The sequence below is a fragment of the Pontixanthobacter sp. CEM42 genome (assembly GCF_017812015.1).
In the GTDB taxonomy this organism is placed as follows: Bacteria; Pseudomonadota; Alphaproteobacteria; order Sphingomonadales; family Sphingomonadaceae; genus Pontixanthobacter.
In genome coordinates, this window is record NZ_JADQTN010000001.1 from 50311 (window position 1) to 72318 (window position 22008).

Genomic DNA, 22008 nt, shown 5'->3' on the forward strand with positions numbered 1-22008 from the left:
CTCCCAATTCTCAGAGTCTTAAGCTGCTTCCAAAATCTCGAATGGTTGGATTTCGCCGCTGAGGTAAAGTTTCTTTGCCTTGGCGCGGGATAGTTTGCCCGAGCTGGTACGTGGCAATGTGCGTGGCGGGACCAATTCGACTACGCAATTCATGCCGGTGATCGAGCGGACTTTGTCGCGGATCGTCTCGTGCAATTTGGCACGTTCTTCGGGGTCGATCACGCGGCAATGGACCAGTACAGCGGGGGCTTCCTCACCGCCTTCGGTTTCTACGCTAAACGCGGCGATGTCGCCATGGTTGAAGCCGGGTAATTGCTCGACCGCCCATTCGATATCTTGCGGCCAGTGGTTCTTGCCGTTGATGATAATCATGTCCTTGGCGCGGCCGACAATGAACAGATACTCATCGGCCATGTAGCCCATGTCACCTGTGTCGAGCCAACCATCGACGAGGCACTCATTGGTGGCCTCTTCATTGCGGAAGTAAGAGTGCATCACGCTGGTGCCACGACACCAAACTTTGCCTATCTGGTGGTCGCCTTTGGAATTTCCATCTTCGCCGCGAATTTCCATTTCCATACCAGGGATGGCTTTGCCGCAATTGACGATGGCGCGGTAGCGGGCAGGGCGCGACAAATCGCCGCGTGTGCCCGACAGGCGCTCTTCTTCGACCAATTCGACACGGATACCTTCGCGTGGCGGCATAACGGTGACCGCCAGCGTTGCTTCGGCCAGGCCGTAGCTTGGAGTGAAGGCGTTGGCCTTGAACCCGGCATCCGCGAAAGCGTTGACGAAATTTTGCATCACATCTGGCCGGATCATATCCGCGCCATTGCCGGCGGTGCGCCAGCGCGAAAGGTCAAAGCGGTCTGCTACATTGCTCTGGCTCGAAATGCGGCGCGCGCAGATATCGTAGCCGAATGTCGGGGAATAGCTGAGCGTATTGCCTCCGTTGCGGCTGATCAGTGTCAGCCATGCCAGCGGACGCCGGGCGAAATGCTCGGTCTTGATGTAATCGATCGACGCTTGGTTCGCGATGACCGACAGGAAGCAACCGACCAGCCCCATGTCATGGTACCACGGAAGCCAGCTGACGACGCGGTCATTCTCGCGGAAATCCATCGAGATTGCGTGACCTGCCAGATTGTCGAGCAATGCGCGGTGCGTGACCGCCACGCCGGTCGGGAAGCGGGTCGAGCCGCTGGAATATTGAAGGTAGCAAATGTCATCCGGATCAATCACCGGCATTTCTGCTTCGGGAGCATCGCGGGTTGCGAAATCTTCCCACGCGATTCCTTCACAGCCTTGGCGATCAGCGGCGGCAGCACCCATTTCGGCTATTTCGCCGGGAAAGATAAGTGCCTTTGGATCGCTACTGGCGAGTTGGACTGCCAATTGGTCGACATAGCTTTCCTTGCCGCCAAACCCTGTCGGCAGGGGCAGCGGAACAGGCCATGCGCCGATATACACCGCGCCGCAGAACAACGCCGCAAACTCTGGGCAAGTCTCGGCGATCAGCGCGATCCGGTCGCCCTTGCCTAAGCCCGATGCAAGCAGACGGCGCGCAGCCATCAACGCATCGTCGCGCATTTCGGCATAGGTATACACGCGGTCCAGTTCGGCGCGCATATCGTGGAAGTTCAGCCCTTTTTCGCTGCGTGCAGCGTAGTCTACCGCTTCGGTGAAGGTCGAGAAGTCAGACCTCCGGCGCGGTAGTGGACAATCATTCGGTGTAGGCGCTTTGGGCGCCGCTCCTGCGTCGGTCATATAGTTTGCTAAAACCCGTCCGTTACGCGCTGATCAAGCGCTTCCATGCAGTCCTGTGTGTGCGTTATTACCTGTCGCACAGCTGTAATCTTTCCCATTTGAGGCCAACTGTGGCACGAATAAGGCCAATGCGCGACAATAGGCAGCCAAGAAAGCGGGAAAAGCGACCGCCTAAACCGCTCGATTCCGCGCGTTTGCAGGAATTGGCGCTGGCTTATGTAGCGCGATATTCCACCAGCACGTCAAAGCTCGAGGCGTATTTGAACCGCAAATTGCGCGAAAAGGGCTGGGATGATGAGGGCGAACCCGACGTCAAAGCGATCAGCGCGCGCTATGTTGAGCTCGGTTACATCGACGATGCTGCCTATGCGAAGATGAAAGTGGGTGGGCTGCTCAATCGTGGATATGGCGCACGGCGTGTGTCGCAAGCGCTGTATGCCGCCGGGATAGACGAGCATATTCGCGAGGATGTCGCGCCGGACGAGTTTAAGAAGCGCGAAGCACTGCAAACTATGGCGCGCAAGCGGCGCTTCGGCCCGTATTTCGTGCCGAAATTTAACGGTGACGAGCTGGAGCGCGATCGGCGTGAGAAACAGATCGCCGCATTACTGCGCGCAGGCCATGGATTTGATTTGGTTCGTGCGGTAATGAACGCGAAAGATGCTGACGCCGTCGAGGAATGGGTGGCCGAAGCCCGTGAAGAGGAATTTTAGGATGTTGCTACGAACTCTGGTGATTGTCGCTGCACTCGGCCTTGCCGCTTGCACACCGCAAAACGCGACGGCACCTGCCGCGGTTGAGCCGGTTGCTCAATATCATTCGGCTTCGGGTCTGGATGTCGTTCCGCTGACCGTGATGAGCGGTGACAAAACACACAAATTCCAAGTCGAGGTCGCACGGACCGGAAATGACCAAGCGCTGGGCCTGATGCATCGCACAGAGCTGGGTCCGAACGAAGGGATGATCTTCCCTCGCAGTCCCGCTCGCCCGGCAAGTTTCTGGATGAAGAACACGGTGATCTCGCTCGATATCATTTTTGTCGGCGCTGACGGTCGGATACTGAATATTGGTGCAAACGCGGTGCCGCTTTCGCTTGATCCAGTGGCATCGATTGGTCCGACTGCGTTGGTCTTCGAAATACCCGGTGGCCGCGCAGCGGAGCTGGGGATTAAAGCCGGCGATTTGGTCGAATGGGAACAATAGCCGGACAATCCGGCAAGTGAATGGTTTCGCGCTTGGCCGCACAGCACGAATCGGCTAACCGCGCGGCAGCGAATTTGTGCCGGGGATTTACGCCGGTTTCGGCAAGAGGTTTTGTGATGGCTTTTCTCGGTAAGATTTTCACTTGGTGGAATGGTGCGACAATCGGCACGCTGCTGAACAGCTGGCGTACCGGTGAGAAGGTCGGCACTGACGCGCAGGGCAACACCTACTACCGCGCCAAAAAGACCAAGGAAGGCGCGCGTGAACGCCGCTGGGTCATCTATGAAGGTGCCAACGATGCCAGCCGGATTCCGGTTGAGTGGCACGGTTGGATGCATGGATCGTTCGACGACGTGCCCGAAAGCAACCTTCCTCCGGCAAAAATTTGGGAAGTGGATTACACACCCAACGCGACCGGTACTGCGGATGCTTATCGCCCAGCAGGTGCATTGGAACGCGGCGGCAAGCGCGCGAAGGCAACCGGCGATTATGAAGCGTGGGCGCCGGATAGCTGAACATGATTAGGCCGGTTCTCGCTTTGATTTCGGCGTTTGCGCTGGTGTCGTGTGGCGACAATGCGCAAATTGCGCCAGCAGCCGAAGAGACCGAAATTCCTGAGGAGTTGCAGGGCGGTGCCGTTGGTGCACCCGCCGATGGTGTGGAGCAGATTGGCACACCGATGGCTGAGCGCGTTGCGACTATTGGCGTACTCAACAAGCGCAACAATGTCTCGCAAGATCTGGAAATGAAGCCCGGTGAAGCGCGGCGGTTGGGGGACGTGATTATCCGTTTATCCGCCTGCGAGCGCACGCCGCCTTGGGAAATGCCGCGCCAGACCGGCGCCTTTGTGCAGGTTTTGGTAGAGAATAAAGAAGAAGAGGATAGCTGGCTGCGGATATTCTCCGGTTGGTTGTTCAAAGAGTCGCCGTCACTCAATGTGGTAGAACACCCGATCTATGACGTTTGGGTCAAAGATTGCGCAATGAGCTTCCCGGGCGGCAATGCGCCAGCACCTTCTGCATCCGAACCAACATCGGAGCCTGAAGCCAACGAAGCATAGGCTTCTGGCAGCGTCATCGCGGCATCGCCGCGTGCGTCCTCGATCATTTTGACATAATCCGCTTGTGCCATTGCCACTGCGCCAAGCGAGGCAAGGTGGTCGGTCATGAATTGGCAATCGAGCACTTTAAAACCCGCATGACGCAGCATTGCGACCAGCCATACCAGCGCGACTTTGGATGCATTGTCGGCGCGGCTGAACATGCTTTCGCCGCAAAAGACCTGATCAAAGCTCACGCCGTAAAGCCCGCCTACCAACTTGCCATCTAGCCAGCATTCGACCGATTGGGCGTGACCTAGATCGTTTAGCGCAGCGTAACTTGCGGCGATGCGGTGGCTGATCCAGCTTTCGGGATGATCGGGCCGCGGCTGCGCGCACGCCTCCACCACTTCAGCAAAGGCGGTGTCGCAGGTCACGCGGAACCGGTCCTGCCGAACTGCTTTGCGCAGTGATTTGCTCATAGTGAATGCTTCGAGCGGAAACACTGCTCTCTCTCGCGGTTCGACCCAGAAAATCTCCGGATCATCGCGGCTATCGGCCATCGGGAAAATCCCGCTGCGATAGGCCAGCAGTAGCATCTCTGACGGGATCAAGGGTGGGGCAGGCGCGTGCATTGCGGCGAACTCTAACGCGGGTGGGGCTGAGCGGCCAGCGCTACGTGCGCTCTCAATGTGGGCCAAGATTCAGCATTGCTTTGGAACCGACATCGCATTAGAGGCGCTGCTTGCCTGCAGGGGCGTAGCTCAGTTGGTAGAGCGTCGGTCTCCAAAACCGAAGGTCCAGAGTTCGAGTCTCTGTGCCCCTGCCAGGTCCGTTAGGGCCGAAATCCAAGAAGCCAGACCATTTGGGTCTACTTCAAGGCATCAGGCGATTTTCCCGCAATTCCATATCTGATTGCCGCCTATGCGTGCGTGCCCATCGCGACAGCGCGTTCACCCATATGGCGAGTTTTCTGAACATTTGGCAACATCTGCGTTCAGCGAACGCCAAGTCAGGCCGTGCTTAAGCAACGATAGAACGACACGCAGATGAAGGAGAATCATCATGTCCGCACTGTCATATCGTAGCAGTCGCCCCGACCAATGGGCCCAGCCGCGTCCGTATAGCGATGCCTCGCACCGTTACATGAAGCACGGCGCAGTCCTGCCAATGGATCAACCCGGCTTTCTAGCGCGACTACTCGGCCTGCGCTGATATCACCCCTTCGTCACGAAAAAGGGCCAGTCTCGCGACCGGCCCTTTTTTGTTGGGTGGTTTCGAAACCTCAATACTCGTTGGGTTCTTCCGGTGTGTCAGCGAGATGGTCTTCACCAGCGTCCTTCTGGCCTTGTGCCAGCTTGAACACCACGCCCGAGAGTAACGCCAGCGCCAGCAAGTTTGGCAGTGCCATCGCGGCGTTCGAAATATCGCCAAGACGCCACACCAATGTCAGGTCCTGATAGCTACCGATATAGATCGCCACGCACCACAGAACCCGCCACGCCATATGCAGAATCTTTTCACCGCCGCGTGTCGAGCCGGGAATACGGTCATAAATGAACGTAATCGCGCGCTCGCCGTAATAGGACCACGTCAGCAGGGTCGTGAAGACGAACAGGATCAGCGCGATACTAGCGATCAGCGTCCCGATCGGGATTGAGCCGATCTCGACCGGGAATGCTGCACCGAACGCACCCGATGTCATGGCAAAGCCCTGCAAGTCCGAATTCCATGCATGAGCGACCGATTCACCGCCGCCGGTGAAATCACCTTGCACAGTCAGGATCACCAACGCAGTCATTGTACAGATTACAATAGTGTCGATGAAGGTACCCAGCATGGCCATGCGGCCCTGTTGCTCAGGATCATTGGTTTGAGCCACAGCGTGGGCAATAGCAGTCGAGCCCTGACCCGCCTCGTTGGAGAACAAGCCGCGGGCAACACCTGCACGGATCGCGAGGATAATCGCCGCACCGATAAAGCCGCCGGTTGCGGCTTGCGGATTGAATGCACCATGGAAGATCAGACCGAATGTTGCGGGCAGATCACCGAAGTTCAGGATCAGTGCGATAATCGCCATCACGATATAGGCGGCCGCCATAAACGGAACGACCTTCTCGGCGACTTTACCGATCGATTTGATCCCGCCGATGATCACGATGAAGACGAGTACAGCGACGATCAGGCCGCCGATATATTCTTCAATACCGAACAGTTCGTTCAGGCCGTCTGCGACCGCGTTCGCCTGGATCGAGTTGCCCGTGACCAGCGCGGAGAACAGCGTGCCGAGGCAGAACAGAATTGCGAGCCATGTCCATTTCGGACCAAGGCCCATCATGATGTAGGTCATCGGGCCGCCGCGATACACACCATCGCTGGTCTTCTCACGATAGCGGATCGCCAGAGAACCTTCGGCAAAGGCGAGCGCCATACCGAATAGAGCGGTGATCCACATCCAGAAAATCGCACCCGGGCCGCCGAGCGCAATCGCGGTTGCGACACCGGCTAGGTTACCTGTACCGACCTGTCCCGAAAGGGCAGTTGATAGAGCGGCAAATGGCGAAATCTCACCATCACCAGAGCCTTTGCGGCTGGCAAACAGGCCTTTGAAAGCGCTGCCAAGTTTGCGGATCGGATAGAATTTCAGACCGACCATGATCCACAGGCCAATGCCCAGCAGGATTATGGTCATGGGCGGGAAGGGTAGAACCTCCGCCCCGTTCCATGTGCCGACCCAAATAAAGTCGGATATGTTGGTGACGCGGTCAATCAGACTCATCGACCCGGTTTCAGTAGCGGCCATTATCTGGCTCCCCCTCATGCAAATTTGCAGTAATATCCCTCAAGGCTTTAGCCCTAAGCGGCGCACGCTAGTGCGGTCTGCGCAGCATGGCTAGAGCAAAAACCGCGTGAAATAGCGCCCATATCTCTGGCCGCATCTCTATCTTGCTTTTGCAACCACTCGCGCCTAGACGAATCGCGTCTTCCGACATTTGTTGGTGTTACAGCCCCTCCCAGACTTGAACTGGGGCGGCGATATCCCCATTCCGGAAGAGACTAGATTTTAGATTGAGTAGCGAAAGCAGGCATCATGGCCGAAAAAGAGAAGAAGACCTCACCAGCGGAATTTTTCCGTCAGGTGCAGACGGAAACCAGCAAGGTTGTCTGGCCCACGCGGCAGGAAACCATCACAACCGCGATCTTCGTTGGTATTATGATGGTGATTCTCTCGCTGTTCTTCCTTGGCATCGACACCGTGTTCGGTTCGGTGGTGACGTGGCTGCTTAGCCTCGCTTGATTTGAGCGCTTAATTTTGGGTCGGTACGCCGGCTGCACACATAATTTTCTGACAGGACGTAATTGATGGCTCGCTGGTATATCATCCACGCTTATTCGGGTTTCGAGAACAAGGTTCGCGATGCGATCATTTCTGAAGCCGAACGCCTTGGCCTGTCCGACGGTGTCGAAGAAGTCGAAGTGCCGACAGAAACGATCACCGAGGTAAAGCGCGGCAAAAAGGTTCAGACCGAGCGCAAATTTATGCCGGGCTATGTCCTCGCTAAGCTGCAAATGACCGATGATGTCTATCACTTGGTCAAGAACACGCCGAAAGTCACCGGCTTTCTGGGCGCGAACAACAAGCCACAGCCAATTTCCGAAGCCGAAGCGGCTCGCTATTTCGGCGGTGTCGAAGAAGCCAAGTCTGCTCCGAAAAAGCAGATCCATGTCGATTACGAAATCGGCGATTCGGTCAAAGTGCTCGACGGTCCATTCGCCAGCTTCAACGGCGTGGTCGAGGAACTGGACTTTGACAAAGCCAAGGTCAAAGTCAGCGTGTCGATCTTTGGCCGCGCGACTCCGGTCGAGCTGGAATTCGAACAGGTCGAACTGTCGAAGTAAGGCTGGCGTTACCGCAAACGATCAAAAGGGCTTCGGTGCGAACCGGGGCCCTTTTTCGTTCGGGACGTTTCGTTGAGTTGATTTGCTCAAAGTGGCCAGAATGGCTCGCCAGCGCGGGCCTGCATGAACAGAAACGTGGCGAGCGCGATCTGTACCGCAGTTACGCCTAGCACTACGGCCAGTCCATTCCAGCGGAAGCGGTCTGCGATCCATCCGGCAAAGGGGATGGTCTGGATCATATGCATACTGACGAAGTGCGCGGGACGTAGATCGCCATATTCTCTGGACCAGCCAAAGAACGGCACGACCTCACCGCCTCCTGTCAATGGCGCTCCGACATAGCGGCTGGTGCTCGACATGTAGAAGCCGAAGATCACGGTCGTGATAAAGGCGGTGGTCAGCCCGACAATCGAACCCAGCCATAGGCCGCGTCGTGATCGGTCGGCTTTGCGCCAAATCTGCCAGGCGATCGCCACTGCGATTGTCATCAGTAAGACTGCACCCAGTCCCATCAGTCCGTACATTGCCTGTTCGAATGGGCCGTCAAAATTGAAATGGGAACGGACGCCGCGTGCGGCCTGTGTGTTGAGATATACAAACTCGAACACCAGCCCAAGGCCGGCAAGATATGCGAATATCTTCAGCAACGGTCCTGTGCGGGTCTCACGCGGTACTTGCTGGGCCAAGATCGCCAGCGTCACAAAATGCACCACGAAAGAGATGTTGAACTTCTGCGGCTTGGTCCACACCGAAGCGCTGTCGAGGATGCGCGAGTCCATGATCCAAGCTGGCAGAAACACCAGAAATGCCGCGCCCATGAACAGCGCGAAGGACAGTAGCAGCCTGGTCAGCGGATCATTGTCCAACTGACGCATGAGCGGCATCCACATTACGGGAGTGTTCGTATCGCGGCTCATTGATGCAGGCCCTCGGCTGGCGTGTTGTCACTTTGCTGGGCCGAGCGGAAATAGCCCACACGCATGACCATAAACAGCGCCAGACCAAGTGGTCCGGCCATGAATGTCGCCAACAGGATTGGTGCTTGGAGGAGACGGCTTATGCCGACCTTGTCCGCCTGCACAGCGATCCAGCCGCCAATGAACAGATCGAACGCCAGATAATGCACCCAACCGGCAAGCAGTGCCCAGTCATTGGAAAGTAGTGTTTTGACTTCCGCGAGAGAGCCAAATCCGCCGCCCTCGACAGTCAAGATGTAAGACATTGCGAGGCCCGAATAGAGCAGGCTCAGCCCGAGTGGGATCACATAGCGTGGCACAAACAGCAGAGCAGGCCATCGGCGCGGGAGGAAGATAAGAATAACCCAGCCAAGCATCGCCGCTTGCCCGGCCCAACCGAAAAGCTGTTCAGGCACCATTGTCGTCATTTCCCCCTCGAGTTTGGCGAGGGTAGGAACAGGTGTTCGCGTTGTCTAGCGATCCTTGCGGTGCCGCGATATCGGGAACGGCGCAATACGTCCTCTCAAAGACCTTTTGAAACGCAGGCAGCGTCAATCACTTTGAACCAAGCGGTCTTATAGCGCGGTACTTTCCATTTCAGTTCGGTCATTTGCCACTCGCGCTCGAGTTTGCCGTCCTTGTCATAGCTCTTCCACGCCAGAGTGGCTTGGCGAACGTAGAGACGCGCTCCTTCAGAATGTTCGGTTTCGGTTGTGCCGCAAAGCGCAGCAATCATATGTTCGCTGCGGTTGCCGCTGACATTGCTGATTTTGACGGGGATGATCAGAGCGTCTGCCGTCATGCCCTCCAGTCGCTGGCTTTTCACCGTGTCGAGATCAACTGTATAGGTGGCTCTGTTTATGGTCGTCTCGAATGTGCCAGCAAAGCTGGCAGTCGGCGTAACGATCAACGCTATGCCGGTGAGTAGTGAGAGTCTCCGCATTTCTTGCCCCTTCTTTCGCGCGAAATCTAGGCGGATAAAGGTGGAAGTCAATTAACAGCCGAAGTTTGGATAGAAGGCACTAACTTGCCTTGCGCTTCCGTTTCGCTTTTCCGCCGCCGCGCATCTTTTCCAGTTCAGCGTCTACCGAGGCTTCGCGCTGCATTGAGGCGATTTCGGCTTCGACCGAGGCATTCGACTTGGCGGTTGCGGGCTGATCGCCGAGCGAGTGATCAACGCGGCGTTCCAGATTGGCGATGCGGTCCATGCGCTTGTCGGTCGTGCTGTCCTTCGCAGCGATGGACGATCCGGAACTCCGACCGGCCGCGTCGTGCGCTTCTTGCTCGCGCAATTGTGCGTTTGTTTCGTCCAACTTGGCTTTCAGCGCTTCCAATGCGCTTTCAGCGTCGGCAATGTCATCGCCAAGTTTTGCTGCTTCGACCTTCTGCTCTTCGGCCTGTTGCTTAGTATCCTCACGCGCGAGTAGTGCAGAGCGGGCAAGGTCTTCGCGATCATGATCCATCGCGACTTTGGCTTTATCCGACCAGCTTTTCGCATCATCTGCCAGCTTCTTCGCAGTTGCTGCGGCGCGGTCTTTTTCGCGGGTCAGCTTGGCAATCTCACCATGAAGCGAAATATCCGCCTCTTCGATTTCCTTGCGCAGCAGCCGCAGCATCTTCACCGGGTTCGAGGCCTTCTCCACCATCGTGGTGACATTGCTCGATACCAATTCTCTGACTTGAACGACAATCCGCATGATATTTCAGTCCCTAAACTTCGGAATATCCGAAAGAATTAGGCACCGTGTATTAAATTTGGGTGATTGAGGCAACGGACGGCTTTTACTTGCATTTCCCCCGCAAAACGCTATCAGCGCGCCTTCCCGAAAGGGAACTCGTGCGGGAGACGGATTTATCCGTTGTTTGACCGCTTAACATGATCCTTCGACACGCTCAGGACGAGCGGGCGGGGGAGACAGTGTGAAAGGAGGCCTCTCATGGCCAAGAAGATTGACGGCTATATTAAGCTGCAAGTGCCCGCGGGTACTGCAAACCCATCACCACCGATCGGCCCTGCATTGGGTCAGCGCGGCGTGAACATCATGGAATTCTGTAAGGCGTTTAACGCGGCGACACAGGACCTTGAAAAGAACGCTCCGATCCCGACGACTATCACAGTCTATGCGGACCGTTCGTTCAGCTTCACATTCAAAAGCCCGCCAGCGAGCTACATGATCAAGAAAGCTGCCAAGCTGAAGAAGGGTTCTAGCGAGCCGGGCAAAGTTGTTGGCGGCACTATCAAGCGCAGCGCGGTTAAAGAAATCGCCGAAGCCAAGATGGCTGACCTCAACGCAAACGATATCGATCAGGCTATGAAAATCATCGAAGGCTCCGTGCGTTCGATGGGCCTTGAAGTGGAGGGCTGAACCGATGGCTAAACTGACAAAAGCACAAAAAGTCCGCGCCGAAATGGACCGCGAAAAACTCTATGGTGTTGACGATGCAATCGCGACATTGCGTGAGCACGCCAGCAAGAAATTCGACGAAACTGTCGAACTCGCCATCAATCTTGGTGTTGACCCACGCCACGCAGACCAAATGGTTCGCGGCATGGTCGCTCTGCCATCGGGCACGGGTAAAGACGTCAAAGTTGCTGTGTTCGCACGCGGCGACAATGCCGACAAAGCCACTGCTGCTGGTGCTGATAAAGTTGGCGCAGAAGATCTGATGGAAGACATGCAGGCCGGTAACCTCGACTATGACCGCGTGATTGCTACGCCGGACATGATGGGTGTTGTGGGCCGTCTCGGTAAGGTTCTGGGTCCCAAAGGCCTGATGCCAAACCCGAAGTTGGGCACTGTCACTCCTAACGTGGAACAAGCCGTGAAGGACGCCAAAGGCGGCCAGGTTGAATTCCGCGTCGAGAAGAACGGCATCGTTCACACCGGCATCGGAAAAATGTCGTTCAAGGACGGCGATATCAAAACCAACTTCGAAGCGCTGACTCAGGCTATCGTGAAAGCGAAGCCATCGGGTTCGAAGGGCAAATATGTGAAGAAGGTCTCGCTGACCTCGACCATGGGCCCAGGTCTAAAAATCGACCTCGCGGAGATCGAAGGCGCGTAAGTCTACGCTGTCCTACAAGGCAAGAATTTGAGAAGGGCCGTGGGAGAAATCCTGCGGCCTTTTTCCGTGCCGCCCAACTGGAGTGTTACACATGTCTGATGTTGAAATCGCTGATGATGAGGTGACAATCCGGCTCGCAAAGAACGAAGCCTACTTTCTGAAAATCTTTCTGCTGCATGCGAAATTCTCTGACGGGCCGCGAGCCGAGATTTTTCAGCACTCGCTAATCAACTTCTTGATTGGAGAACTGGATAACGTCGAAGGCTTTGGAGACAAATTTGTTGGAAGGGATATCAGCGAGGGCACATCTGTAAGTCAGCAAATGTTGGACATTTATGAGGACGTCAAAGCGAGATCGGGCGACGGCGATTTTGCCAGCAATTTGGAGAAGGCAATCTTTCCATATCGCTGGGAGACAAAGCGACCGAGTGATTAGCTACGAAGGAGATTGCGTACTTTCGCCAACGCCCCAGTCCGCTCGGCCAAACTCTTCGCACCGGCAATACTCTTATCAAACGCATCTACCGATTTGAGCAGCATTGTGTTGGCTACCTGTCCCTTCAGCAGGAAGAAAGAGCATGCTTCCACACTGTCCGTTCCGAACATGGCTTTATGCGCGCCTTCGCCTTCGGTGAAATCGAAATAGCGATAACGTTCTTCGGCGAAGAGGCGGTCTAGGGCTTCTAATTGCAGAACGGTGCCGGGGGATAGCCGGGCATGGTCGGGATCGTAGCCGAGGAAGGCGTAGCTGATTGTGGCCCCGTCGATGGGCAGATAGAGATAGCTTACCGGCTTACCATCGGCGCACAGCAGATAGGCGCGGACATTGTCATCGCCGGCCAGGCGCTTGCGCTCGGCATGGGCTTCGTCACTTTCGGGCAGGCCTGCGTCGAGCGATTTTGCCTGATAGGTGCGCCGCGACAAAGGCAGAGCGAGCTCGCGAAATGCGTCCATCTCGTCCGGCGTGCGGTATTCGCGGAACTCGACATCGCCGCCGATATCTTTGACCAGTTTGCGATGCTTGCGGCGCAAGGTCGAGCGTGTCTTTGAAGAGAAGCGGCCCATATAATCGTCAAAGCTGCCGCTCATATCGATATAGTGGCGGCGATAGGTCTGGATACCGCCCGCGACCATATCGGGATGGTCGCGCAATATTTGCGGCACCGCTTCGGCGGGCGCAGAAAGGATACGATAGCCGTCCTGATCGCCTGCAAGCTCTGGAAGTGAAACATCTACGCCATCAATCACTTCGGGCAGCGTCAGTGAAACATTTACCAGGGCCTTGGGCACCGAGAGTAGCACTTTCGATCCGACCACGAATTTGATGGGGGTCATATCGCTCATCATCCGTTCCCGTAGAGCGTGTTGGACAAAGCTTGTTCAGCCATTCGCAGGCCCGAGCGGACTTCGCTCAAGGGCAGTGGTTTGGCCGCCAAATTACCGTCAAGCGGAACAGGCGGATTGTCGGCGTAACTGGCCGATGTCACGCCAACCATCTTTGCCAGACCTTCGCAGAATCTGTCGAACCGATTCTTGACGATCCGGTTGATTGTGCTGCGATCACGGCTGAGCAATTCGAAACTATGCGATACGATGGTGAAGCTAGGCACATCTTGCGAGCGCGCATGGCGTAAGGCGGCGAGCATCTCCCACGCAGACAGCGCAGTGATCTGCGCATGGCGCAAGGTGCCGCCGAAACTGTCGATGCAACCCACCGGCACTTGCACGATCCCTTCGTGGACAAGTGGGTGGCGGTCTTCGGTGGTGAGAGAGATTTCGCAGTAACCGTCTGCGATACCGGGGCAGTGGCTGGTTTCGTAACCGATACCGACCTGTTTCAGCGCGCGCAGTGTATCATCGTTGGAGCCGTAATTGCCGGACCGGAAAGCAACCGGTTCCGGCGCGCCAGCGTCCATCAGCGTGGATTTGGCATAGTCGAGGATTTGCACCTGCTCTTCGAGAGTGAAATCTTTGATGTTCGTTCCGGTTTTGGAGCCGAGCAAATTCTTGCTTCCCGCAAGTTCCAGCCATTCGGTATGGACATGCAATTGCACATCGTGGCCGCGGGTGACGATAGGCTCGACGATGTCGGCAATCGCTTCGACGCCCCAAACCAGCGCAGGCATCGGATCGACGAAGAACACGCCTTTCAGGCTGTGCCGATCGAACACATCCATCTGATATTCGACGCCGACATTGCCGTCTGGCGTTTCGCAGGCAATTGATCGTGCGAAATTCTCAGCGCGCAAGCCGGTGCCTTCCGCCTTGGCAAAGCCCGCAGAATACTCGGTGTCGATGGTGATATAGACCGCCGTCATGCGCGCAGGCATAGCGGCGACAGGTTAAGGTTGCGTTTGCCTTGTTTCAGAGGCGTTTTCGGGCCTGCCGCGTCAGATCCCGCCGGGCGTGAAATCGAAGCCAAGCTCGCCCAGCCCCTCGCACAGCACATGCATGCAGCTTTGTAGTGCATCGGCATCGGTGGAACGGATCACGAAGTTCGATCCGACTTTGCCCTCGCGGAAGAAAGGGTAGCTACCGATCTGGCAATTCTCATGTGCTTTCTCGACTTCGCGCAGCAGGGTTGAAACCTCGCTTTCGGGAATAAATCCGCCAACGGTTTCGGACAGCAAATGTGCGCCGCCTTCCAGCGATCCGGTCAGCGCATCGAGCATTCCGGCGGTGATATGCGGAACGCCCGCCATCAGATGGACATTGCCGATCTTGATCCCCGGTGCGCCCGATTTGCGGTTGGGAATAAGCTCTGCGCCCTCGGGAGCACGCGCCATGCGCAAACGCCCTTCATTGAGCCCGCCTTTGTCGGAGTAGTACTTTTCTAGGATCGCCCGCGCGTCAGGATGGATGATTACCTCGACACCCAGCGCCTCTGCCACCGCATCGACGGTTATATCATCATGCGTGGGGCCAATACCGCCGGTCGTGAACAAATAATCATTCTGCGCACGCAGCGTGTTTACCGCTTCGACAATCCGCTCCTGCACATCGGGCACGACGCGCACTTCGTCGAGCCGGATGCCTTGCACCTGCAACCAGCTGGCGACTTGCGCGATATTCTTGTCGTGCGTTCGGCCAGAGAGAATCTCGTCGCCGATCACGACCAGTCCGGCGGTGTAAATCTTGTCAGTCATGATCGCGGCGTAGGGCATCCACTGCCCTAGGTGAAGAGCTTAAGCAGAGGTAACAGTTACTCAGCAGCTTCCAATTGCTCGTCAGCGTCTACCGCATTCGCTCCCGCCTTGCTTAGCGACAAGATTCCGTCTTCAATCGGACCATCCTGCATAATCTTACGGTCGGTGACATATTCCTGATTCAGCCGCCACGGATAGGAAAGCGAGTTCTTCGGCATGATATCGAGAGCGCGCTGAATATAGCCGGATGAAAAGTCGAAAATATCATCTTCTTCCAGACCATGATTTTCCGGCAAGGTCGGTACAACCACATCGCTGCCGGTCTTTTGCATAAGATTCAGCAAGCGGCAGATATATTCCGAATTGATGTCCGCCCGAAGGGTCCAGCTTGCGTTGAGATAACCGAACACCGCCGCCAGATTCGGCAGGTTCGAGAACATGCAGCCTTTGTAGTTAAAACGCTGGCTGAAATCGACCGGTACACCATCTTGGCTGACCGCAATCTTGCCGGCTACTGCAATTTTCAGCCCCGTTGCGGTGACGATGATATCAGCCTCAAGCTCGTTACCATTGTCGAGCTCAATGCCCTTTTCGGTAAAGCGCTTGATTTTGGCTGTCACAACATCGGCTTTGCCCGACTTCAGTGCTTCAAAAAGATCGTCATCGGGTACGAGGCAAAGGCGTTGGTCCCACGGATCATAAGGCGGCGTAAAGTCGGTAAGATCATAGTCCTTACCCATGATCTTGAGAATGCGTTTGTGCAGTAACGCAGCCATCTTGTCCGGCTTCTTGCGCGCACGTTTGAAGCCAAAATCTTGCAGCTTGATATTCTTCCAACGGGTAATCTTGTAGGCTGTTTTTTCGGGCAAAATCTTACGCAGAAAATTAGCGATTCCGTCTTTCGCGGGACGGTTGAACATCCAAGTCGGCGTGCGCTGGAGCATAGTGACCTTGGCGGCCTTGTCCGCCATGGACGGGACGATGGTCACGGCGGTTGCACCCGATCCGATGACGACGACTTTCTTGCCGGTGTAGTCGAGATCCTCTGGCCAGAACTGCGGGTGTACGACCTGTCCTTTGAAATCACGGAATTCAAAGCCCGGATCATACGGCTCGTCATAGTCGTAATAGCCGGAACCGAGATAGAGGAAATTCGCTGTCAGTAGAGTTTGCGAACCGTCGGCGAGTTCGGCTGCGACGTGCCAGCGCGCTTCATCATTGCGCCAATCGGCAGAGATGATCTTGTGACTGTAACGGATGTGCTGGCGAATATCGCGCTCATCAACGATGGTGTTGAGATACTCTAGAATAGAGGGCGCGTCGGCGATGCTCTTCTCGTGCTTCCAGGGCTCGAACACGAAGCCCAGAGTGTGCATGTCCGAGTCCGAACGGATACCCGGATAGCGGAACAGATCCCACGTACCGCCCAAATTCTCGCGCCGCTCGACGATTGCGTAGGACCGGTCAGGGCATTCCATTTCAAGATGCGCAGCCATGCCAATTCCGGAAATTCCGGCGCCGACAATCAAAACATCAAAATCGGGTGGGGTGGCCAGCATGGTTCTCTCTCCTACTGACAGCGTTGTAAGCACAACTAGTTTGCAAATGCGAGTCTGGTTGCAATTAAATACTGACGTAAGCGTAAAGTGGCGATAGGGCACGGGGATGCGTTTTTCCCCCAAACTTGCCGCTTGTTATCTCCCGTTTCTGTTTGCCGCGCCTGCTTTTGCGCAGGATGAGACGGCTGACGAAGCGGACGAGAATGTCATTATTGTTACCGGTCAGGGACTTGAAGATTCGCCCGCGACGCCGGCCTATTCCTCGGTGGAATTAGATCGCGATCTGATCGTCACGTCGGGCTCCGGACGGATCGAAGATGTGCTCTCGTCAGTCGCAGGATTTCAGCAGTTCCGCCGCTCTGACAGTCGCAGTTCGAACCCCAGCGCTCAGGGCGTTACCTTGCGGGCTTTGGGCGGCAATGCGACGAGCCGCGCGCTGGTCCTGCTCGACGGCGTGCCGATGGCGGACCCGTTCTTCGGCTATATCCCGCTCAGCGCAATCGCGCCTGAGCGGTTAGACAGCATTCGCGTTACGCGCGGCGGCGGGTCAGGGCCATTTGGATCGGGCGCATTGGCGGGGACCATCGAACTCAACAGCGCCGATGCCAACACGCTTGGTCCAATCAGCGGGTCAGTGCTGGCCAATGATCGCGGAGAGACCGAAGCGAGTGCGAGTGTCGCGCAGAATCTGGGAGCAGGTTTTGCCGTAATAAGCGGACGCTGGGATCGCGGACAGGGCTTCTTCACCACGCCAGAAAACCAGCGGGCGGCAATCACATCCCGCGCAGCATTTGAAAGCTGGTCCTTCGGTGTGCGCGGTGTCGCGCCAATCTCCGATGATATCGAATTGCAGGCGCGTGGCTTGGTGTTCAATGACGAGCGGACGCTGCGTTTTGAAGGCGCAGACAGTTCCAGCGAAGGCGCTGACGCGAGCATTCGCTTGGTCGGGCGCGGGAATTGGCAGTTTGATGCGGTCGCCTATTTGCAGGCGCGCAATTTCTCCAACGTGGTGATTTCTTCGACGCGGTTTGTGCGCGTTCTTGACCAGCGCAACACGCCTTCGACCGGGTTGGGCGGAAAGCTGGAGGTTCGGCCACCTGTGGGTGCGGATCATGTGCTGCGCTTGGGCGTCGATTACCGCCGGTCCTCGGGCGAATTGCAGGAGGAGGCTTACAGCGCTTTCACTGGCAATTTGCGCGAACGCCGCCGCGCTGGTGGGCAGAATAGCGACTTCGGCATTTTCATCGAGGATGATTGGTCAATCGGCGATCTGATCTTAACCGGCGGCGTGCGTGCAGACCGGACCATAATCGAAAACGGATTCTTCCGGGCGGAGGATGCAAATAATGCGCTGGTTTCGGAAACCATCGCGCCGGATCGTGCCGATTGGTCATTCTCCTACCGAGCGGGTGCATCCTATCGATTGGGTGACGCGATGCGTTTGCGCGCTGTCGCCTATCGCGGTTTGCGACTGCCGACGCTGAATGAATTGTACCGCCCATTTGTAGTGTTTCCGGTTGTCACGCAGGCCAATGCGGCACTGGAGAATGAACAGCTTGAAGGCTTCGAGATTGGGGCAGACCTTACGCCAGCAAACGGTGTCGAGTTTAACATCACAGCCTTCGATAACCGCGTTAAGAACGCCATCGCCAATGTCACGCTGACGCCTACGCTGCGGCAAAGGCAGAACCTCCCCGCGATCGAGGCGCGCGGTATCGAGGCTGGTGCTTCGATTACGCGCGGCCAGATCAGTTTCAACGGAACGCTTGTGTACACCGATGCCAAAGTCGATGGCAGCGGAGCGTCGGTGGCGCTTGATGGTAACCGTCCGCCGCAGACACCTGAGTTTGCGGCAAGTGCAACGATCGCATGGCAACCGGCAGAAGGATGGTTGCTCTCGACCACATTGCGGCATGTCAGCGCTCAGTTTGAAAGCGATCAGGAGACGAATGTTCTGCCCGCTGCGACAACGCTCAACGCATTCGCGCAAATCCCGATTGCCGGAAAATTTTCGCTCGTGTTGCGGGGAGAAAACCTGTTCGACGAGACCATCGTGACACGCAATTCCGATGGAGCGCTGGATCTTGGCGTTCCGCGCACTGTGTGGGGTGGTATCCGCTTCGGGTTCTAAACCACGTCGCTCCGCTGCTCGTCCATACCCATGGAAACCAGAAGCGCGTTTTCCGCTTGCTGAGCCTTAAACGCGTCCTTGCCGTCCATGCCTTTCCAGTCGGCAAGGATCAGCGATTGCGCGACGGCGCCGCCCAGAGTCGTGCCGGGACCTGTGACGATAAACAGGTCGGGCGCAAATTCGCGCGCGGCTACTTCGATTGCGCGTGTGAAGTCATAGATTTCTGTGACTTGATGTCCCAGAGTGTAGTCCCACAGCGCCTGCGTATCGCTAGCATGGGGCCACCAGATCGCGCCGCGACCATCCACCATCGGGATATCAGGTTGTCCGAACAGGGTCGGCGACAGCAGGTCACGGCCTTTGTCGGCGACCGGTTGCTGCAGAGGCGTATGGAAGGCGGCATGATTGCCGAGCCGCATCGGAAAGCGACCGTCGACTGGATCAACCGCACTTTCGAAGGCTTGCAAACCCGCCTCATTACCGGCGAGTACCAGCATTCCGCCGAGATGAATTGATGGGAGAAGGGTGTGACCCGCGCGTGCATCAATCTCTGTCACAATAGCTAGCAATGCATCGCGCTTCGCAAGATCAGGCGTCCAAGTGTCGCCGAGGGATGGATAGACCAACTGTCCGCCGATCAGCGCCTTTTGCATCAGCGTGCCCATTGTATTGGCGACCTTGAAGCCATCTTCGGGTGAGGTTGCGCCGGCGCAGGCGAGGGCGGAATACCAACCCATCGAATTGCCGGTTACCGCGACGATCTCAATCGTGTCACGATCAATGCTCAGAAAATCGCCGAACGTCGCAGCGAAGATGAGGCCCGAAGCATTGTCACCGCGCGAATGTTTGGCGAGGCTGAAGCGGTCCGCGCCATCGAGCGCAGACAGCGTTTCCTGATCGCGCGCACCGCGTTGGGCATCGAATTTTGTCAGCAGGCCTTGGTCGGGGAAGTGCTTCCTCAGATAGCCAAGTTCGGCCTTGTTATACGTTCCGCGACCCGGGCAGATAACGACTGCGGTCTTCTTAATAGCGCTCATGATGTGCCTCCGACCAACGCTCGCGCGGCATCCGCGATTCCGTCCGCTGATGGCATTGTTGCTGCATAGGCCGGACCTGTCGGAATAAAGCTGTCTTCGGCTACCAAACGAGCGTGCGGCACATCGGACTTTTCGGTGAAGAGGGCCATCAATGCTTCGGCCAAACCGCCTGTACGCCGGGTCTCATCGACGATCAGCACATTCTTGCAGCCTTTCGCGGCGGCAAGCAGCGATTTTTCGGGGAGCGGTGACAGCCAGTTCAAATCGATCACCCGCGCCTTAATGCCCTCATCGGCCAAACGCTTCTGCGCTTGCATCGATAGATAAGTACCGTTGGCAAATGTCACGATCGCGACATCCTGCCCATCGCCATGCGTTGTGACTTGCGCGAAAGGCAGGCGCTCGGACGGATCGGGGTAGGTGTGCATCCAGCCGCGGTCGCCCGCGTCATGCAGATCGCGCATCGGATAGAGCGCGATGGGTTCAAGGAAAATAACCAGACGCTGTTCTTCGCGGGCCAAGCGCACAGCCTCGCGCATCATCCGCGCGGCGTCGGCACCGTTGGAAGGGCAAGCCAGAATCACCCCCGGCACATCGCGGATTGCCGCGAAGCTGTTGTCGTTGTGGAAGTGCCCGCCAAAGCCCTTCTGGTACCCCAGCCCGGCAATCCGTACGACCATCGGGTTTGTGAATTGCCCGTTCGAGAAGAACGGCAAAGTCGCCCCTTCGCCGCGGATCTGATCTTCCGCATTGTGATAGTAAGCAAGGAATTGGATTTCGGGGATCGGTAGAAAACCATTCTGCGCCATGCCCAGACCCAGACCGAGGATGGATTGTTCGTCGAGCAGGGTATCGATCACGCGCCCCCGCCCAAACCGCTTCGCAAGCTTTTGCGTCACACCATAAACGCCGCCTTTGCGGCCGATATCCTCGCCCATCATCGCAATCTCAGCGTGTGCGAGCATAAGATCGGTTAGCGCCCAATTGATCAGCCGCGACATGATTTGCGGCTGGCCCATCTGTTTCAGATCGCCGCCAAATGCCGCGGCACGATCTTCGGGCGAGGAGCCGTTGCTGGCTGCGCATTCACGTTTTGGCGGAATGATGCTCGCCATCACCTGCTCAGCAGTTTCCAAGCGAGGACGCGCGATTGCCTCAGTCGCTATCCGATCGACGCGTGCGGCGGTTTGATTGTAGATTGCTAGCGCTGCTTCGCCCTTCAGCGCGCCAGCCTCGCCCAGCAATCGCACCGAATGGAGCAGAGGATCATTGGCTTCCTCAGCCTCAACCTCGGACTTGGCCATGTAGGTTGTCGGAACATCTGCACCGGCATGGCCATACAGACGGATCGTGCGGATATGCAGCAGGGCTGGCTTGCGACGCTTACGGACATATTCCGACGCTTCCTGGGTAACGCGGAATGTGTCGTAAATATCGGTGCCATCGCAGCTGAAATATTTGAGACCCGGTCGCGATTGGAAATTCGCCGCAATCCAGCCGGTAGGTGTCTTCGTGGAGATACCGATCCCGTTATCCTCACAAACCCAAAGCAACGGCATCGGGACGTTCTGATATGCAGTCCAACACGACGTGTTGATCGCACCCTGCGCCGTCGAGTGATTGGCCGAGGCATCGCCGAAGCTGCACATCACGATTGCATCATCGGGCAATTGCTTGTGCTCTGGCGGTTGCCGCTTTGCCAGACCAAGCGAATAGGCCGCGCCGACAGCCTTTGGCAGATGGCTGGCGATCGTCGACGTCTGCGGCGGGATCGTCAGCGCTTTTGAACCGAGCACCTTGTGCCGCCCGCCCGAAATCGGATCGTCGCTGGAGCACGCAAAGCTCAGCAGCATGTCCCATGTGATTGTCTGACCAGGTGCCTGCTCTGCGCGTTGAATTTGAAATGCAGCATCGCGGTAATGAAGGAATGCCATATCGGTCGGGCGGAGCGCAGCGGCGACTGCGGCCATCCCCTCGTGCCCCGATGAGCCGATGGTGTAGAACCCCTGACCTTTGCTCTGCATCGCGCGGCTGGTCCGGTCGAGCGCCCGTGTCAGGCAGCCGGAACGGAAGATCGACACGGCTCCGACATCGCTTAATAATCCACCGGGCGCGTTTCCACCGGGAAGGTCATTATCCGCAACTCGGCGGAGGAAATTGTCGTGAACTATCTGCGCGCGGTCCATGCGCGGCCTTTAGTCCTG

The 22008-nt window shown here is 56.8% G+C and carries 24 protein-coding genes and 1 tRNA gene; 12 read left to right on the plus strand and 13 right to left on the minus strand.

Annotation, left to right across the window (positions count from 1 at the left end; translation table 11 throughout):
• Positions 1-18 precede the first annotated feature (18 nt).
• Complete coding sequence (locus J9777_RS00175; protein WP_209346807.1) at positions 19-1767, minus strand: fatty acyl-AMP ligase; 1749 nt, start codon at positions 1765-1767, stop codon at positions 19-21.
• A 128-nt stretch (positions 1768-1895) separates the two neighbouring features.
• Between J9777_RS00175 and J9777_RS00180 the strand changes: the two genes are divergently transcribed.
• From J9777_RS00180 to J9777_RS00195, 4 genes are all read left to right on the plus strand, one after another.
• On the plus strand, positions 1896-2480 hold the full coding sequence (locus tag J9777_RS00180) for a regulatory protein RecX (protein ID WP_209346808.1): 585 nt from the start codon (positions 1896-1898) through the stop codon (positions 2478-2480).
• A 1-nt stretch (position 2481) separates the two neighbouring features.
• The gene (locus J9777_RS00185; RefSeq protein WP_209346809.1) at positions 2482-2970 is read left to right on the plus strand and encodes a DUF192 domain-containing protein; all 489 of its coding nucleotides are present in this window, start codon (positions 2482-2484) and stop codon (positions 2968-2970) included.
• A 116-nt stretch (positions 2971-3086) separates the two neighbouring features.
• On the plus strand, positions 3087-3485 hold the full coding sequence (locus J9777_RS00190; RefSeq protein WP_209346810.1) for an NADH:ubiquinone oxidoreductase subunit NDUFA12: 399 nt from the start codon (positions 3087-3089) through the stop codon (positions 3483-3485).
• Between the two features lie 2 nt (positions 3486-3487).
• Positions 3488-4030: a DUF2155 domain-containing protein gene (locus tag J9777_RS00195; protein ID WP_209346811.1), complete on the plus strand. Its 543-nt coding sequence runs from the start codon at positions 3488-3490 to the stop codon at positions 4028-4030.
• On the opposite strand, the gene aat is transcribed toward J9777_RS00195, so the two are convergent.
• Entirely contained in the window at positions 3925-4644 is a 720-nt protein-coding gene (gene aat, locus J9777_RS00200) for a leucyl/phenylalanyl-tRNA--protein transferase (RefSeq protein WP_209346812.1), read from the minus strand. The two genes, J9777_RS00195 and aat, sit on opposite strands and share 106 nt — an antisense overlap.
• A gap of 118 nt (positions 4645-4762) precedes the next feature.
• On the opposite strand from aat, the gene J9777_RS00205 reads away from it, so the two are divergent.
• Positions 4763-4838 (plus strand) — tRNA-Trp (locus tag J9777_RS00205).
• 236 nt (positions 4839-5074) lie between these two features.
• Positions 5075-5224 carry a hypothetical protein gene (locus J9777_RS00210; protein WP_209346813.1) on the plus strand — a complete coding sequence of 50 codons (150 nt, stop codon included), beginning with the start codon at positions 5075-5077 and terminating at the stop codon, positions 5222-5224.
• Positions 5225-5294: 70 nt separating this feature from the next.
• On the opposite strand, the gene J9777_RS00215 is transcribed toward J9777_RS00210, so the two are convergent.
• The gene (locus J9777_RS00215; protein ID WP_209346814.1) at positions 5295-6812 is read right to left on the minus strand and encodes an alanine/glycine:cation symporter family protein; all 1518 of its coding nucleotides are present in this window, start codon (positions 6810-6812) and stop codon (positions 5295-5297) included.
• A gap of 288 nt (positions 6813-7100) precedes the next feature.
• On the opposite strand from J9777_RS00215, the gene secE reads away from it, so the two are divergent.
• Both secE and nusG read left to right on the plus strand, forming a co-directional pair.
• Positions 7101-7307, plus strand: coding sequence for a preprotein translocase subunit SecE (gene secE / locus J9777_RS00220; protein ID WP_209346815.1), 207 nt, complete (start codon positions 7101-7103; stop codon positions 7305-7307).
• 65 nt (positions 7308-7372) lie between these two features.
• Positions 7373-7909 carry a transcription termination/antitermination protein NusG gene (gene nusG / locus J9777_RS00225; protein ID WP_160613164.1) on the plus strand — a complete coding sequence of 179 codons (537 nt, stop codon included), beginning with the start codon at positions 7373-7375 and terminating at the stop codon, positions 7907-7909.
• Positions 7910-7995: 86 nt separating this feature from the next.
• On the opposite strand, the gene J9777_RS00230 is transcribed toward nusG, so the two are convergent.
• From J9777_RS00230 to J9777_RS00245, 4 genes are all read right to left on the minus strand, one after another.
• On the minus strand, positions 7996-8826 hold the full coding sequence (locus tag J9777_RS00230; RefSeq protein WP_209346816.1) for a hypothetical protein: 831 nt from the start codon (positions 8824-8826) through the stop codon (positions 7996-7998).
• Positions 8823-9293 (minus strand): ABA4-like family protein, encoded by a 471-nt coding sequence (locus J9777_RS00235; RefSeq protein WP_245228451.1) that lies wholly within the window; start codon positions 9291-9293, stop codon positions 8823-8825. Before J9777_RS00235 ends, J9777_RS00230 begins: the two co-directional genes overlap by 4 nt.
• Before the next feature lie 95 nt (positions 9294-9388).
• The gene (locus J9777_RS00240; protein ID WP_209346817.1) at positions 9389-9808 is read right to left on the minus strand and encodes a hypothetical protein; all 420 of its coding nucleotides are present in this window, start codon (positions 9806-9808) and stop codon (positions 9389-9391) included.
• Between the two features lie 79 nt (positions 9809-9887).
• A complete protein-coding gene (locus tag J9777_RS00245; RefSeq protein WP_209346818.1) occupies positions 9888-10562 on the minus strand; it encodes a PspA/IM30 family protein in 675 nt (224 codons plus the stop codon).
• Between the two features lie 240 nt (positions 10563-10802).
• Between J9777_RS00245 and rplK the strand changes: the two genes are divergently transcribed.
• The 3 genes from rplK to J9777_RS00260 all read left to right on the plus strand — a co-directional run bounded on the left by rplK (position 10803) and on the right by J9777_RS00260 (position 12367).
• Positions 10803-11231: a 50S ribosomal protein L11 gene (gene rplK, locus J9777_RS00250; RefSeq protein ID WP_209346819.1), complete on the plus strand. Its 429-nt coding sequence runs from the start codon at positions 10803-10805 to the stop codon at positions 11229-11231.
• Positions 11232-11235: 4 nt separating this feature from the next.
• On the plus strand, positions 11236-11931 hold the full coding sequence (rplA, locus tag J9777_RS00255; protein WP_209346820.1) for a 50S ribosomal protein L1: 696 nt from the start codon (positions 11236-11238) through the stop codon (positions 11929-11931).
• Positions 11932-12022: 91 nt separating this feature from the next.
• Positions 12023-12367, plus strand: coding sequence for a hypothetical protein (locus J9777_RS00260; protein WP_209346821.1), 345 nt, complete (start codon positions 12023-12025; stop codon positions 12365-12367).
• Here J9777_RS00260 and J9777_RS00265 read toward each other — a convergent pair.
• The 4 genes from J9777_RS00265 to J9777_RS00280 form a co-directional block, all read right to left on the minus strand.
• Entirely contained in the window at positions 12364-13266 is a 903-nt protein-coding gene (locus tag J9777_RS00265; protein WP_245228452.1) for a GNAT family N-acetyltransferase, read from the minus strand. The genes J9777_RS00260 and J9777_RS00265 overlap by 4 nt on opposite strands.
• A gap of 8 nt (positions 13267-13274) precedes the next feature.
• Positions 13275-14249 carry a polysaccharide deacetylase family protein gene (locus J9777_RS00270; protein ID WP_209346823.1) on the minus strand — a complete coding sequence of 325 codons (975 nt, stop codon included), beginning with the start codon at positions 14247-14249 and terminating at the stop codon, positions 13275-13277.
• Between the two features lie 72 nt (positions 14250-14321).
• On the minus strand, positions 14322-15077 hold the full coding sequence (locus J9777_RS00275) for a molybdopterin-binding protein (protein ID WP_209346824.1): 756 nt from the start codon (positions 15075-15077) through the stop codon (positions 14322-14324).
• Between the two features lie 56 nt (positions 15078-15133).
• Positions 15134-16636, minus strand: coding sequence for an NAD(P)/FAD-dependent oxidoreductase (locus tag J9777_RS00280; RefSeq protein ID WP_209346825.1), 1503 nt, complete (start codon positions 16634-16636; stop codon positions 15134-15136).
• Positions 16637-16742: 106 nt separating this feature from the next.
• On the opposite strand from J9777_RS00280, the gene J9777_RS00285 reads away from it, so the two are divergent.
• Positions 16743-18767, plus strand: a complete 2025-nt coding sequence (locus J9777_RS00285; protein ID WP_209346826.1) for a TonB-dependent receptor — start codon at positions 16743-16745, stop codon at positions 18765-18767.
• Here J9777_RS00285 and J9777_RS00290 read toward each other — a convergent pair.
• Positions 18764-19804 (minus strand): ACP S-malonyltransferase, encoded by a 1041-nt coding sequence (locus J9777_RS00290; RefSeq protein ID WP_209346827.1) that lies wholly within the window; start codon positions 19802-19804, stop codon positions 18764-18766. The two genes, J9777_RS00285 and J9777_RS00290, sit on opposite strands and share 4 nt — an antisense overlap.
• A complete protein-coding gene (locus J9777_RS00295; RefSeq protein WP_209346828.1) occupies positions 19801-21990 on the minus strand; it encodes a thiamine pyrophosphate-dependent enzyme in 2190 nt (729 codons plus the stop codon). Before J9777_RS00295 ends, J9777_RS00290 begins: the two co-directional genes overlap by 4 nt.
• Positions 21991-22008 lie beyond the last annotated feature (18 nt).